Raw genomic sequence first — 13,813 nt, 5'->3', positions numbered from 1 at the left:
GCTCGGCGCCGCCGCGGCGTACGGCGCGCTGGAGGCCGCCCGTCGCGCCACGCCGGCCGCCGAGCCGCAGCAGGGCTGACCCGCGCCGCCGGGCCCCCGCCCGACGGCCCGGGTCCCGCAGTGCACTCAGGCCGAGAGGTGGAGCGACTCGACCAGGTGCATGACGCCCAGCTGCGCTCGGAGACCGCCCAGGTCGCCGAGCAGGTCGTGCAGGTCGCGGTAGGCCGCTCTCAGCACCGGATCAGGGGAGGTCCGCAGGTCGTCGAGCGCGACCAGCGCCCGGCAGGCGTGTCGGGCAGCGCCCTCCACGGTCTCGTCCAGCTTCTCGAACTCCCGCTGCTGCATCGTCCGATCCCCCGATCAGTCAAGGATCGATGGTGACATGCGGAGGGGTCCGTTGACCATGAATTGCATAGATACGCATCTTGCGGTGAGCCTGATCAAGCGATAGTGAGTTCTCCGTTTCCCCTGAATTGGGTATGCGTCACGGAGCGGACGGCGGCACCGTGAGGGCATGACCTGGGAACCGGTGCCGCTCGACGTCGCGGAGTGGATGGGCATGGACGACGACCACCTGCGCGTCCGGCAGGCGCTCGAGCGCCGTGGCGCGGTGGCGGGACCCGCTGACGACCTCGCCTCGCGCATTCTCGGTGCCCTGCACCGGATCCGGCGGGTGCTCATCGGCTGAGCGCCATGCCGGGGGCATGGCTACGCTCGCCACGTGCTCCGCACCGCTCACTGGGACGACTGGTCCCTCGACGACCTGCTGGCCGCCAAGGGGGAGACCCGGGTGAGCCTGGTCGTGCCCGCGCGCAACGAGGCCGCCACCGTCGGTGACGTCGTCACCCGGGTGCGCAGCGCGCTGGTCGACACGGTGGCACTGCTCGACGAGGTGGTCGTGATCGACTCCGACTCCACGGATGCGACGTACGACGTGGCGACCGACGCGGGAGCCGTCGTGCACCGCTCCGCGGAGATCCGGCCCGACCTCGGGACCATCGGCGGCAAGGGCGAGGCGATGTGGAAGTCGCTGTTCGTCACCACCGGCGAGGTCATCGTCTTCATGGACGCCGACCTCCTCGACTGGGACACCCACTTCGTGCCGGGGCTGCTGGGTCCGCTGCTGACCGAGCCGGACGTCGCGCTGGTCAAGGGCTTCTACGAGCGACCGCTGCTCGACGGCGAGGGCGGTCCGCTGGACGGCGGGCGCGTGACCGAGCTCGTCGCGCGGCCGGTCCTGGCGCTGGAGTACCCCGAGCTCGCCGGGCTCGTGCAGCCGCTCGCGGGGGAGTGGGCCGTACGGCGCTCGCTGTTCGAGACGCTGTCGGTGCCTACCGGGTACGCCGTCGAGCTGGCCGCGCTGATCGACACCCTGGCCCTGCGGGGACCGGGCGCGATCGCGCAGGTCGACCTGGGGCGCCGTTCGCACGCGCACCAGGCGCTGCTCGACCTCGGGGCGATGGCGACGCAGATCCTCGCGGCCGTGGAGCGGCGGCGGGGTGGTGTCGAGGCTCCCTCCGCTCGCACCTCAACCACCGGGGGGTCCGTGGTGCTGCGGCAGTACCGCTCCGAGGGCGGGACGATCGTGCCGGCCGAGCGGCTCGTCGACGTCGGCGAGCGGCCGGCGGCGGTGACCGCATGACGCTGCGGCTGGGACGACACGACTTCGACGACGACGCCACGCTGATGATGGCGATCGTCAACCGCACCCCCGACTCGTTCTACGACAAGGGCGCGACCTGGGCGGAGGACAAGGCGTTCGAGCGGGTGCGGCTCGTCGTCGAGCAGGGTGCGGAGATCGTCGACATCGGCGGCATCAAGGCCGCTCCCGGCGTCGAGATCGACGCCGCCGAGGAGAAGGCCCGGGTCGTCGACTTCGTCGCGCAGGTCCGCGAGAGCTTCCCCGGACTCGTCATCTCGGTCGACACCTGGCGCGCCGAGGTCGGCCGCGCGGTCTGCGAGGCCGGCGCCGACGTGCTCAACGACGCGTGGGGCGGCGCCGACCCCGAGCTGGTCGACGTGGCCGCGGAGTTCGGGGCCGGGCTCATCTGCACCCACACCGGGGGAGCGACGCCGCGCACCCGCCCCTACCGGGTGGAGTACGACGACGTCGTGCGGTCCGCGATCGAGGACACCGTCGGCTACGCCGAGCGGGCGCTCGCGGCCGGGGTCGCGCGCGAGTCGATCGTGATCGACCCGGCGCACGACTTCGGCAAGAACACCTTCCACTCCCTCGAGGTGACCCGCCGCCTGGACGAGATGGTGGCGACCGGGTGGCCGGTGCTGGTGTCGCTGTCCAACAAGGACTTCGTCGGCGAGACCCTCGACCTCCCGGTCGGCGAGCGGCTGACCGGCACCCTCGCCGCGACCGCCGTCTGCGCGCTCGCCGGCGCGCGCGTCTACCGCGTGCACGAGGTCGTCGAGACCCGGCAGACCGTCGACATGGTGTGGACGATCGCCGGCCGACGCCCGCCTCGTCGCGCGATCCGGGGCCTGCAGTGAGCGGCGCGCCCGTGCGGGTCGTGCTCGTGCCCGGCGTCCTCGCGCTGCTGCCGTCGTACGGCGGCCTCGAGGACCCGGTCGCCGAGCTGCGGTCGGCCTGCCTCGACGCGGTCGCGTGGCTCGGCGCCGGCCCGCGGGTGGTCGCCTCGCCGCAGGGTGAGCGGGTGGCGGCGTACCTGTGCGGGGAGGTGGTTTCGAGGCTCGCTCCGCTCGCACCTCAACCACCGCAGGCGCTCGCCGCACCTCGACCACCGGTTGGGGGAGTGCTGGTCGTCGCCAACGGCAGTGCGACGCGGACCGAGAAGGCGCCCGGACACCTGGACGACCGGGCGCTGGGCTTCGACGACGAGCTGCGGGCGGCGCTGACGGCCGGGCGGCCCGGCGCCGTCGACGCCGACCTGGCGCGCGAGCTGTGGGCCGACGTCGACGGCCTGGTGCGGCTGGCGCAGGAGGTCGACGTCGACCCGGCGTCGGTGAGCGTCGACTACGACGCCGACCCCTTCGGCGTGCAGTACTGGGTGATGCGGATGGAAGGCGTACGACGATGAGGGTGCTGATGGGCTCGGCCACCGAGGACGAGGTGGACCTGCCTCGGCTGTACGCCGCCCCGCGCACGCCGTGGCTGCGCGTCAACATGGTCTCGACGGTCGACGGCGCGGCCACGGGCGAGTCCGGCAAGAGCGGCTCCATCAACAACGCCGCGGACAAGCAGGTCTTCGACACGCTGCGCGGCCTCGCCGACGCGATCGTCGTGGGCGCCGGGACCGCGCGCACCGAGGGCTACCGGCCGGTCGACGTGCCCATCGTGCTGGTGAGCCGGCGCGCCGACGTGCCGGAGCGGCTGCGGGACGCGCCGTCCGGCTCGGTGCTCATGGCCACGACCACCGGCGCCTCGGGGCTCGAGGAGGCCCGCGCGCTGCTCGGCGCCGAGCAGGTGCTGACGCTCGGCGACGACGAGGTCGACCTCGCGCAGCTCAAGGAGCGCCTCGTCGAGCGGGGCCTGGTCGACCTCCTCTCCGAGGGCGGCCCGTCCCTGCTGGGGGCGCTGCTCGCGCAGGGCGTGGCCGACGAGCTGACCAGCACGGTCGTGCCGCAGCTGGTCGGCGGCGACCACCCGCGCATCGTGGCGGCGCCGCCCCTCGACGTGCCCCTGGAGCTGCACACCCTGCTCGAGCACGACGGCACGCTGCTCGCCCGGTGGCTCGTGCGCCGCTAGCCGGGAAGTTCCGCTCGGCAGGTCCTTCCCACCGTCGGCGAGGGCTCCTACAGTGCTGAGACTGGGCCTGTGCCTCCGCGGACGGGCGACTTCCGGGAGCTAGGAGCCACCTCGTGATGTCTCGTTCTCGCCGCCTCGTCGCGGCCGTCTCGGTGGTGCTGGCCGCCGGCATGCTGCCTGCGCTCGACGCCTCGGCCGGCGCCGTGGCCGACCGCCCCACGATGTACCGCGCGCTGCCGGGCTTCTCGCCCACCGGCGACCGGGTGCGCATCGCTCCCGACAAGTACGCCGCCGTGCGCGTCGACCTCAAGCAGGTGCGCTCGGCGCTGGCCCAGGCCCCCCAGGCGGGGTCCGGCGGCAGCATCGTCTTCCGCGTGCCGACGCCCGCGGGCGGGTCGGAGCGGTTCGCGGTGCAGCGCACCCAGGTGATGGAGTCGAAGCTCGCCGCGGCCCACCCCGAGCTCGACACCTTCGCCGGCCGCTCCCTCGACCGACCTCGACCTCCATCGCGCTCGACGTCACCCCGATGGGCCTGCACGCCGCCGTCCGCGGCCCGCAGGGCCAGCGCGCCTACTACGTCGACCCCGCCTACGACCGCCGCGGCACCACCGGGCACCTCAGCTACTACGGCGGCTCCGTGCCCCGCATGGAGGACCAGGTCGCCGAGCGCGAGGCGCCGGCCGTGCGCAAGGCCATGACCAGGACTGCCGCGCGCACCGCCCCCGGGGGCGTGGTGAGGCAGAAGATCTACCGGCTCGCCCTGACCAGCGACCCGTCGTACGCCGCCTACTTCGGCACCGACAACGTGCTGGCGGAGAAGGTCACCCTCATCAACCGCGTCAACCAGATCTACAACGACGACCTCGCCATCAACCTCCGCCTGGTCAACGAGACCGACAAGCTCAACCTCGACACGGTCGCGGAGGCCTCGGGGCCCGACGGGCCCTGCGGCGCCCACCCGTGCTTCGACCCGGAGAACCTCGGCGGTCCCGGCGACGCCGACGACGTCGCCTCCCAGCTCGAGTACTGCGACGTTCCCGGCCTGGGCCGCAACCGCACGGTCCTGGGCCAGCTGATCGGCGCGTCCGACTACGACATCGGCCACCTCGCCCTCGGCGTCAACGGCGGCGGGGTCGCCTACCTCGGCGTCGTCGGCTGGGACTTCAAGGGCGGTGGCTGCACCGGTCTGCCGCAGCCGAAGGGCGACTTCTTCGCCATCGACTACGTCGCCCACGAGATGGGCCACCAGTTCGCGGGCAACCACACCTTCAACGGCGTCCAGGGCTCGTGTGCCGGGGGCAACCGCAACGGCGGGACCTCCGTCGAGCCGGGCTCCGGCTCCTCGGTGATGGCCTACGCCGGGATCTGCCTCCAGGACGACCTGCAGCCCCACACCGACCCCTACTTCGCGGGCAAGACGCTCGACGAGGTCAACGCCTACACCGAGGGCACGGTCCCGCCCGTGGTCGAGGTGCAGACGGTGTCGCTGCGCGACTTCGCCGACGACGGCGACAGCTTCGACCTCGGCTTCGGCGCGGGATCCGCCACGCTGACACGCGGCGGCAACTACAACGCCGCCGGCATCGAGGCGGCCGTCGAGTCGCTCACGGGCCGCGACGTCACGATCGCCGGCTGGGGCTACGACCCCTTCAACACCCCGACCAACGACATCGCCCCCCTCACCGCCCCCGACGACACGGGCTTCCAGGTGATCTTCGCCCCGTCCGCCGACCCGGAGGCGCCGGGCGCGCACACCGACATCGACCCGCTCACGTTCGGTCCCACCACCGGCGGCGTGACCGGCTTCGTCGGGGAGACCGCCAAGGGCGGAGCGCCCGACAACGGCGGCATCTCGGTCACCACCACCCGCAACCGCGCGCCGGTCGTGCGGGCACCGGCCAACCGCACGATCCCGGTGCGCACGCCGTTCCAGCTCAAGGGGTCGGCGACCGACCGGGACGGCCAGAAGCTCGTCTACCTGTGGGAGCAGATGGACGTCGGCGCCGAGGACACCCAGACCACCGACGGCGGCACCGCGCTGGTGTCCAACCGCAAGTTCACCGGTCCGCTCTTCCGCGTCTTCGGCACGGCCGCCGCCGTCAGCGACACGGGCACGCTGGAGTCGCCCTCCCCGGGCATCAACCTGGCGGGCACCACCGGCACCCGGATGTTCCCCGACCTCCACCAGATCCTCCAGGGCAACACCAACGCCAAGACCGGCAGGTGCCCCGCCGTGGCTCCGCTGCCCGACGACCTCGACGACTACAAGCCCGTGCCGTCTCGGGTCCGGGCGTGCTACTCGGAGTTCCTGCCGCCCAAGCGCTACGTCGGCACCGCCGGCTCGACCAAGCCTGCGATGCACTTCCGGCTGACGGCGCGCGACACCTTCCCCAACGGGGGCGGCGTCTCCTACGACGGTGTCACCCTGCGGCTCGACCCGAGCGCCGGCCCGTTCCTCGTCACCTCGCAGGGCGGCAAGAGCGTCACCCTCAAGCGGGGGTCGGTGCGGCAGGTCACCTGGAAGGTCAACGGCACCCGCAAGCTCGCCCAGCGCGTGCGGATCCTGCTCTCCGTCGACGGTGGTCGCACCTGGCGCTACACCCTGCGCTCCGCCACCCCCAACGACGGCCGCGCGACCGTCCGCATCCCCCGCAAGAAGGCGAAGCACGCCCGCATCATGATCGCCGCCAACCGCAACTACTTCTTCGACATCAACGACGCCAGGATCCGCATCCGCTGACCTCTGATCCCCTCGCCGCTCGACCACCGGTGGTCGAGCAGAGAGGAGCACCAGCGACGAGCGCCCGTCGAGACCCCGTGAGTGGAGGCGCTTGCGGCTCTCGACAGGCGCTCCCACCGGTGGTCGAGCAGTGAGGAGCGCCGGCGACGAGCGCCCGTCGAGACCCCGTGAGTGGAGGCGCTTGCGGCTCTCGACAGGCGCTCCCACCGGTGGTCGAGCAGAGAGGAGCGCCAGCGACGAGCGCCCGTCGAGACCCCGTGAGTGGAGGCGCTTGCGGCTCTCGACAGGCGCTCCCACCGGTGGTCGAGCAGAGAGGAGCGCCAGCGACGAGCGCCCGTCGAGACCCCGTGAGGTGGGCAGGGCCTGGCCGACCTCACGCAGGCGGCAGCGACCGTCCCCTCGCCAAGGCGGGCAGGTCGCCGAGCCGGCCCTCGATCAGCGCGAGCCGCTTCGCGCGACCCCAGTTCTGGATCTGCTTCTCGTAGTAGTACGCGTCGTCGACCCTCGCGAACTCCGCCGCCCACACCAGGGTCACCGGGCGACGGCGACGCAGACGGGTGTACGCGGCCCCGAGGCCCAGGTTGTGCTGGCTGACGCGGCGCTCGAGGTCGGTGGTGCTGCCGACGTAGAACGAGCCGTCGGCGCACTCGACGATGTAGGTCCAAGGCACGATCGAGGGTCGGCCATGCTCGCGGTCGATGTCGAGGCGGCTTCCCCGGCCTGTGGACAGTGCGGACGCCCTGCGCTGGTGCGGGGGTCTCGACGGGCGCTCGCTGGCGCTCGCTGCTCGACCACCGGTGGTCGCTCGTCGCACCTCAACCACCGCAGGGCGGCCGACTAGGGTGCTGGCGTGAGTGATGAGCTGCGGGTGCGGCGGGGCGACGGGGTCGTGGAGGTCACGTTCGACCGGCCGCAGCGGCACAACGCGTTCACGCGGGACATGTACGCCGGGATGCGCGAGCTGTGCGCCGAGCTGCGCGAGGACACCGCTGTGAAGGTGCTGGTGCTGCGCGGCGCCGGAGGGCGGGCGTTCGCGGCGGGCAACGAGATCTCCGACTTCGTCGACGCCGACGCGGTCGCCTACGAGGACTGGATCCGCGAGCTGCTGGAGTCGCTGCACGCGCTGCCGCAGGTGACCGTCGCCGCGGTCTCCGGGGTGTGCGTGGGTGGCGGGCTGGCGGTGGCGACTCACTGCGACCTTCGGCTGGCGACGGCGGGCAGCCGCTTCGGCTACCCGATCGCGCGCACCCTCGGCAACGCCCTGGCCGGCTCGATCGTCTACCGGTGCGCGTCGGTCTTCGGGGAGTCGCTCACGCGCGAGATGCTGCTGGCCGCGCGGTTGGTCGACACCGAGCGTGCGTACGCCGTCGGGGCGCTGATGTCGGTCGTCGCCGACGTCGACGAGCTGGACGCCGAGCTCGAGACGCTGGTCGAGGGGATCCTGGCGCTCTCGCCGGTCACCGTCCGCGCGACCAAGCACCAGCTGCTCGACCGCTCCCGACGCCTCGAGGCGAGCCCGGAGGGCGACGCGGACGTGCTCCGCGAGGTCTACACCGGGCCCGACTTCGCCGAGGGCGTGCGGGCGTTCCTGGCGAAGGAGAGGCCGGCGTTCGGGCGGTAGGGGCTCGCTTCGCTCGCACCTCAACCACCGCGGGGGCTCCTTGGCTCACGGGGTCTCGACGGACGCTCGTCGCTGGCGCTCCTCGCCGCTCGACCACCGGTGGGGGAATGGGGGGTGGGTGTGCGGTGTTGGGCCGTCACATGACCCCGAACGACTCGCGACGCGTCTCCGTGCTGCTGGGGATCCTCTTCGGGCTGGCTGGGATGGGGTCCTCGTCGGCCGCGATCGCGCTGCCGCTGCTGGGGGAGGACCTGGGGGTCGGCGTCGGCGACGCGACCTGGACGATCACCCTCTACGTGCTGATGCTCGCCGTCACCACCGCCGTCTACGGCCGGGTCTCCGACCTCGTCGGCGTGCGGATCCCGCTGCTGGTCGGCATCGGCCTGATGACCGCGGGCGCGCTGGTGGCGGCGTTCGCGCCGTCGTTCGAGGTGCTGCTCGTGGGCCGGGTCTTCCAGGGCGCCGGCGCCGCGGCGGTGCCGACCTTGGGCGTGGCCGTCCTGAGCAAGCGGTACGACGGTGAGGTGCGCGGCGTGGCGCTGGGCCGCCTGGCCGGCATGGCCGCCGCGATCAGCTGCCTCGGCCCGTTGGCCGGAGGCCTGCTGGAGCACGCGTTCGGCTGGCGGCTCGTCATGGCGCTGCCGATCCTCGGCGTGGCCGTCATCCCGTTCCTGTGGCGCGCGCTCAGCCCCGAGGGCTCGGGCGCCAGCCTGGACGTCATCGGCGCGGTCCTGGTGGCCGCCACGGCCGCCGGCTTGGTGCTGCTGGTGCAGTCGCCGGCCGCGGGCGTGCTCATCGCGCTGGTCGGCGGGGTGCTGCTGGTGCTCGGCGTCCCGGCGGTGACCTGGCGGGTCCGTCGGCGGCCGTTCGGCTTCCTGCCGCTCTCGGTGGTGCGCGACGCGACCGTCGTCCGCAGCTCGCTGGCCGCGGCGGCCATCCCGGCGGCGTGGTTCGCGCACCTGGTCGCCGTCCCGGCCGTGCTGGTGCACGAGGGCTGGGCGGCCTGGCAGGTCGGCCTGCTGCTGGTGCCGAGCGCGCTGCTCGCCATGGTGATGCCGCGCACGGCCGGGACGCTGCTCTCGCGCATCGGCCCCGCCGCCGCCCTCGGGCTGGCCGGCATCGTGTCGACCGTGGCCCTGCTGCTCGCCGCGCTCGGCACGTGGCTGGTCTCGCCGGTCGTCCTCGTCGTCGCCGTGGCGCTGGTGACCGTCGCCTTCGGCCTCGGCCAGCCCGCGCTGATGGCGGCCGTGGGGGAGTCGGTGGCGCTCGACGTGCGCGGAGTCGCGCTCGGAGTGGCCACCCTCCTCTTCCTCGTGGGCGGCTCGGTCGGCTCCGCGGTGGTCGGCGGCCTCGGCGAGGTCGCCGGGATCCCCGCGTCCCTCGCCGTGCTGGCGGTCCTGCCGCTCCTCGGCCTCGTGGCCCTGGTCCCCGAGCTCCGGCGCGTGCGCGAGCCCGTCTGACCCCGCCGCTCACCGGCTCTCTGCCACAGTGTCGCCATGCACGTGGGGATGACGCTGCCGGTGATGGAGCCCGACCTGTGGGAGCGCGGCGCCCGCACGCTGGAGGACTGGGCGCACGCGATCGACGAGGGCCCCTTCGCCTCCCTGTGCTTCGGCGAGCGCATGGCCTTCGACAACCCCGAGACCCTCACGCTGCTCGGCGCCGTCGCGTCCTGGACGTCGCGGGTGCGCGTCGCGACCACCGTCATCGTCCCGCAGCTGCACGACCCGGTCTGGCTCGCCAAGGCCCTGGCCACGGGTGACCGGCTGTGCGAGGGCCGGCTCACGGTCGGCCTCGGCGTGGGCGGCCGCGAGGAGGACTACCGCGCCGCCGGCGCCGACCCCGCCACCCAGACGATGCGCGGCATGGCCGAGCGCGTCGCGGTGATGCGGCGCGTCTGGTCCGGCGAGGACGTCACCGGCGCCACCCGCCCGGTCGGGCCGTCACCCGCCCAGCCCGGAGGCCCCGAGCTGCTCGTCGGCACCATGGGTCCCCGCACGATCCGCCACTCCGCGGCCTGGGCCGACGGGCTCGCCGGCGTGACGCTCGACCTCGACACGGCCGCCGTCTCCGGGCTCTTCGACCGGGCCCGCGCGGCCTGGGCCGAGGCGGCGCGGCCGGAGCCCCGCCTGACCACGTCGTTCTGGTTCGCCCTGGACGACGGCGACGGGTCGGCGCGCGCCCAGGTGCACCGCCACCTGCGCCACTACATGAACTGGCTCCCGGTCTCCCTCGTCGACGCCATGGCCCCCACCACCGGGTTCGCGGGCACCCTCGCCGAGCTGCGCGACACGCTGCGGCGCTTCGAGGACACCGGCGCCGACGAGGTGCACCTGATCCCCACCGGCTCCGGCGTCTCCCAGGTCGAGCGCGTCGCGGAGCTGCTGCGATGAGGACGCCGCGCCCCGACACCCGCTCGGCGTGGTCGCAGGCCGCCGTCGGCGCCGGCGCCTTCGTGGTCCTGCTCTGGGCCCTCGAGATCATCGACGCGGCGGTCGGACACCGCCTCGACCAGTTCGGCGTGCAGCCGCGCGAGGGCGACGGCCTGCTGGGCATCCTGTTCGCGCCCGTGCTGCACGCGGGCTGGGGCCACCTGGCCGCCAACACGGTCCCCGCGCTGGTGCTGCTGTTCCTGGTGCTGGTCTCCGGCGTCAGCCGGGGGCTCGCGGTCACTGCCGTCATCTGGGTGGTCGGCGGCGTCGGCGTGTGGCTGGTCGCCCCCTCCGGCACCACCCACCTGGGCGCCTCGGTGCTGATCTTCGGGTGGCTGGTCTACCTGATGCTCCGCGGCTTCTTCACCGGCCGGGTGCGAGAGATCGCGCTCGGCATCCTGCTCTTCGTCCTGTACGGCGGTCTGCTGCTCGGCGTGCTGCCGGGCCAGGAGGGCATCTCCTGGCAGGGCCACCTGTTCGGGGCAGCCGGTGGCGCGCTGGCGGCGTACGCGCTCAGCGAGCGCCGGGAGCGGAGCTCGCTCTAGCGCAGCTGCATCGAGCCGGAGAGCGCCGGCACCCAGGGCAGCTTCTTCTCCTCGGCGAGACGCTCGTCGATGCGGTCGGCGACGTCGTCGGGCCAGTCGGAGGTCTTGCGCGTCTCCATGTCCATGTGGAGCAGCACCTCCTCCATGACGTAGCTGACGCGCGAGTGCGAGTCGTCGAGCAGGTAGACCACGACGTGCGCGGCGCGGCGCGAGCGGCCGACCAGCCGCACCCGCACCGAGATCCGGTCGCCGGTGCGCAGCTCGGAGAAGTACGTGAGGTGGTGCTCGGCGGAGAAGACCGCCTGGCCCGCGGCGAGCGGCCAGTTCTGCGGGATGCCCACCTCCACCAGGGACTCGTCGAGCCCCTCGCTGGCGATCCCGAGGTAGTGGCGCACGTTGAGGTGGCCGTTGAAGTCCTCGAACGCGGCCGGGATGGCCTGCTCGGAGTACGCCGGCAGTGCGGCGACCTGGTCGTACGCGGGCTGGGCAGTCACGGCCCGACCGTACCCGTCGCCGTGCCGCAATCGGTCGCCTGGGTCGGCTCCGGCTGCGAGAGCGCCCGCAGGCCCTGCCTAGTCGAGCCAGACCACGGTGCCGGAGTGGCCCGTCAGCACTGCCGTGACGCCGGCGCGCACGGCCCGGGCGGCGCGCTCGGGCGTGAACGACGCGGGGTCGTGGGTGGCGGGACGCCCCAGCCCCTCACCGCGGAAGGCCGCCCCGGTCCAGTCGGCGGCCGTGACGTTGGCGGTCGGCTCGGCAAGCTCGGCGCCCACCAGCAGGAACGGGCGGTCCAGGTGGCTGGCCGTGACCAGCGCCAGCGCGTCCACGAGCCCCTCGCCCGTCGTCACCACCAGGTCGGCGGCCTCGTCCACGGACTCCTGGATGCGGTCGACGTACGCGTGCGGCTCGTCGGCCTCGATCACCTTCAGGTCGGCGTCCACCTCCTCCGCCCACGCGCGGACGGCGTCCGAGAGCACCCGGGTCGCCGCGTCCTCCTCGGTCGTCAGGAGGACCACGCGGTAGCCCGGCTCGGGAGCGACGCCGTCCCAGGAGCCCGGGCTGGGCGTGAACGTCCCGGCGGGAGGCGGCGGCGTGGCCGGGGCGAAGCCGGGCCCGGCGGTGACGGGGGCCGCCGTCGGGGCACCGGTCGGCGACGACCCGGTGGGCACGGCCCCAGCACGGTCGGGGTCGGCGCCGCAGCCGGTCAGCAGCAGGGCCAGCAAGGGGGCGGCGAGGGCGACGGCGACGGTCGTCGTGGTGCGGGGGAGCACGGCTCTCCTGGGGTAGGCGGGGGTGGTGCCGCTCCCAGTCTGCAGGGGCGTCCGGCCCTCCTCCACGCGCAGACGACCGACGTAGCGGCTGTTCGCCAGGCGTTCGCCGAGGGCGCCCCGACCGTTGGCCCGACCCGGCCAGGGTGACGCGCGCTCGCCCCTCTCAAGGAGTCCTCGGTGCCCCCTGCCCTCCGCCGGTCCGCTGCCGGCGTCCTGCTCGTGCTCGCGACGCTCGTCCTCCTGCTGCCGTGGGGCGGCGCGCAGGCGCACGGCTTCTCCTCGACCGTCTACGCCGACGTGACGTCGCCGGAGACCGGGGTGGTCCGCGTCGACCTGGGCCTCGAGTACGACCTGCTCGTGGTCTCGGCCGCCGAGAACCAGGACGACGACCCGCTCTTCGAGGAGGGCACCGCGGCGTGGGAGGACGGCGACCTGCCCGCCCAGGCCACGGCCCTGGCCGAGCACTCCGACTCCGTCGTCGCCTACGTCACCGACCGGTTCGCGGTCACCGCGGCCGGAGCCGCCTGCACCCCGACGGTGCACGGCGACTACGAGATCGAGATGCGCGACGTCCCCTACGCCCACCTCGTCCTCGACTACGACTGCCCGGCCGCCGACGTCCACGAGGTGACCAGCGAGCTGTTCCCCGACGACGAGGGCTACGTCAAGGACACCAAGACCGTCGTCACCTACGACCTCGACCTGCGCGACGGCAGCGCCGCCCTCGACAGCGACGACCCGACGTTCTCCACGCAGCAGTCGACCCTCGAGCGCTTCTGGGAGTTCTTCCGGCTCGGGGCGGAGCACCTCTACGGCGGCCTCGACCACGTGCTGTTCCTCGTCGCGCTGATCGCAGGCTCGCGGCGGCTGCGCGAGGTGGTGCTGGCCGCGACCAGCTTCACCCTCGCTCACTCGGTCACCTTCGTGCTGGCCGCGCTCGGGCTCGTCGACGTCCCCGCCGATCTCGTGGAGCCGGTGATCGCCCTCTCGATCGCCGTGGTCGCCGCCTGGCACCTCGTGACGATCTGGCGTCGTCGCGGCGCAGCCCTGGACATCGCGTCCACGTCGCAGAGCCACCTGAGCCTCGACCGCACGGGCTGGGGCCGGCTGGGCATCGTCTTCTGCTTCGGCCTGGTCCACGGTCTGGGGTTCGCCGGTGCCCTCGGCATCGACGCGGCCTGGTCGTGGACGCTGCTGTGGTCGCTGCTGGTCTTCAACATCGGCATCGAGGCCGTGCAGCTCGCCATGATCGCCGTGGCGTTCCCCCTGCTGGTCCTCCTGCGCCGTCGCTCACCCGTCACAGCCCTGTGGGTGACGGGCCTCGTGTCCGCCGGGGTCGCCGCGATGGGCCTCGTGTGGTTCGTCCAGCGCGTCCTGGCCTAGCCGTACGACGGTCGGCTCGCGGCGTCTTCGGCGCGCGGCCGGGCCGGAGACAGACTCCGTTCACGCGCGCGACATCCCACGCCGACAGGTTGGCGGGGCTGCG

Annotated in this window: 16 protein-coding genes; 12 read left to right on the top strand and 4 right to left on the bottom strand. The window is 73.5% G+C overall.

The genetic code is table 11. The features are described 5' to 3' along the window. Positions 1-126 precede the first annotated feature (126 nt). Positions 127-345, bottom strand: a complete 219-nt coding sequence (locus IRQ30_RS13745) for a hypothetical protein (RefSeq protein WP_193613464.1) — start codon at positions 343-345, stop codon at positions 127-129. Between the two features lie 169 nt (positions 346-514). Between IRQ30_RS13745 and IRQ30_RS13740 the strand changes: the two genes are divergently transcribed. The 7 genes from IRQ30_RS13740 (at position 515) to IRQ30_RS13715 (ending at position 6,458) form a co-directional block, all read left to right on the top strand. Then, positions 515-688, top strand: coding sequence for a hypothetical protein (locus tag IRQ30_RS13740; RefSeq protein WP_193613462.1), 174 nt, complete (start codon positions 515-517; stop codon positions 686-688). 33 nt (positions 689-721) lie between these two features. After that, positions 722-1,642: a glucosyl-3-phosphoglycerate synthase gene (locus IRQ30_RS13735; protein ID WP_193613460.1), complete on the top strand. Its 921-nt coding sequence runs from the start codon at positions 722-724 to the stop codon at positions 1,640-1,642. Beyond that, positions 1,639-2,502, top strand: a complete 864-nt coding sequence (gene folP, locus IRQ30_RS13730) for a dihydropteroate synthase (RefSeq protein WP_193613458.1) — start codon at positions 1,639-1,641, stop codon at positions 2,500-2,502. Before IRQ30_RS13735 ends, folP begins: the two co-directional genes overlap by 4 nt. Continuing rightward, complete coding sequence (locus tag IRQ30_RS13725) at positions 2,499-3,050, top strand: class III extradiol ring-cleavage dioxygenase family protein (RefSeq protein ID WP_338089703.1); 552 nt, start codon at positions 2,499-2,501, stop codon at positions 3,048-3,050. The genes folP and IRQ30_RS13725 overlap by 4 nt, the downstream gene beginning before the upstream one ends. Continuing rightward, positions 3,047-3,718 carry a dihydrofolate reductase family protein gene (locus IRQ30_RS13720; RefSeq protein WP_193613457.1) on the top strand — a complete coding sequence of 224 codons (672 nt, stop codon included), beginning with the start codon at positions 3,047-3,049 and terminating at the stop codon, positions 3,716-3,718. Before IRQ30_RS13725 ends, IRQ30_RS13720 begins: the two co-directional genes overlap by 4 nt. A gap of 113 nt (positions 3,719-3,831) precedes the next feature. Beyond that, the gene (locus IRQ30_RS23450; RefSeq protein ID WP_227467558.1) at positions 3,832-4,416 is read left to right on the top strand and encodes a hypothetical protein; all 585 of its coding nucleotides are present in this window, start codon (positions 3,832-3,834) and stop codon (positions 4,414-4,416) included. Beyond that, a complete protein-coding gene (locus IRQ30_RS13715; RefSeq protein WP_338089705.1) occupies positions 4,365-6,458 on the top strand; it encodes a reprolysin-like metallopeptidase in 2,094 nt (697 codons plus the stop codon). The genes IRQ30_RS23450 and IRQ30_RS13715 overlap by 52 nt, the downstream gene beginning before the upstream one ends. 373 nt (positions 6,459-6,831) lie before the next feature. Here IRQ30_RS13715 and IRQ30_RS13710 read toward each other — a convergent pair whose 3' ends face one another. After that, the gene (locus IRQ30_RS13710; protein ID WP_338089702.1) at positions 6,832-7,128 is read right to left on the bottom strand and encodes a GIY-YIG nuclease family protein; all 297 of its coding nucleotides are present in this window, start codon (positions 7,126-7,128) and stop codon (positions 6,832-6,834) included. Between the two features lie 180 nt (positions 7,129-7,308). On the opposite strand from IRQ30_RS13710, the gene IRQ30_RS13705 reads away from it, so the two are divergent. The 4 genes from IRQ30_RS13705 to IRQ30_RS13690 all read left to right on the top strand — a co-directional run bounded on the left by IRQ30_RS13705 (position 7,309) and on the right by IRQ30_RS13690 (position 11,056). Further along, the gene (locus tag IRQ30_RS13705; RefSeq protein WP_193613455.1) at positions 7,309-8,079 is read left to right on the top strand and encodes an enoyl-CoA hydratase-related protein; all 771 of its coding nucleotides are present in this window, start codon (positions 7,309-7,311) and stop codon (positions 8,077-8,079) included. 140 nt (positions 8,080-8,219) lie between these two features. Then, entirely contained in the window at positions 8,220-9,539 is a 1,320-nt protein-coding gene (locus tag IRQ30_RS13700) for an MFS transporter (RefSeq protein ID WP_193609721.1), read from the top strand. A 36-nt stretch (positions 9,540-9,575) separates the two neighbouring features. After that, positions 9,576-10,472, top strand: coding sequence for an LLM class flavin-dependent oxidoreductase (locus IRQ30_RS13695; RefSeq protein ID WP_193613453.1), 897 nt, complete (start codon positions 9,576-9,578; stop codon positions 10,470-10,472). Next, positions 10,469-11,056: a rhomboid family intramembrane serine protease gene (locus tag IRQ30_RS13690; protein ID WP_193613451.1), complete on the top strand. Its 588-nt coding sequence runs from the start codon at positions 10,469-10,471 to the stop codon at positions 11,054-11,056. Before IRQ30_RS13695 ends, IRQ30_RS13690 begins: the two co-directional genes overlap by 4 nt. Here the strand turns inward: IRQ30_RS13690 and IRQ30_RS13685 are convergent. Both IRQ30_RS13685 and IRQ30_RS13680 read right to left on the bottom strand, forming a co-directional pair. After that, on the bottom strand, positions 11,053-11,550 hold the full coding sequence (locus tag IRQ30_RS13685; RefSeq protein ID WP_193609723.1) for a thioesterase family protein: 498 nt from the start codon (positions 11,548-11,550) through the stop codon (positions 11,053-11,055). The two genes, IRQ30_RS13690 and IRQ30_RS13685, sit on opposite strands and share 4 nt — an antisense overlap. A gap of 78 nt (positions 11,551-11,628) precedes the next feature. Next, positions 11,629-12,327, bottom strand: a complete 699-nt coding sequence (locus IRQ30_RS13680) for a type 1 periplasmic-binding domain-containing protein (protein WP_193613449.1) — start codon at positions 12,325-12,327, stop codon at positions 11,629-11,631. A 177-nt stretch (positions 12,328-12,504) separates the two neighbouring features. On the opposite strand from IRQ30_RS13680, the gene IRQ30_RS13675 reads away from it, so the two are divergent. Next, positions 12,505-13,710, top strand: coding sequence for a HupE/UreJ family protein (locus tag IRQ30_RS13675; protein WP_193613447.1), 1,206 nt, complete (start codon positions 12,505-12,507; stop codon positions 13,708-13,710). Positions 13,711-13,813 lie beyond the last annotated feature (103 nt).

This window comes from Nocardioides lijunqiniae (assembly GCF_015024225.1).
Lineage (GTDB): Bacteria > Actinomycetota > Actinomycetes > Propionibacteriales > Nocardioidaceae > Nocardioides > Nocardioides lijunqiniae.
The sequence above is the reverse complement of the archived record's forward strand: the minus strand, read 5'-3'. Positions and strand labels throughout refer to the sequence as shown.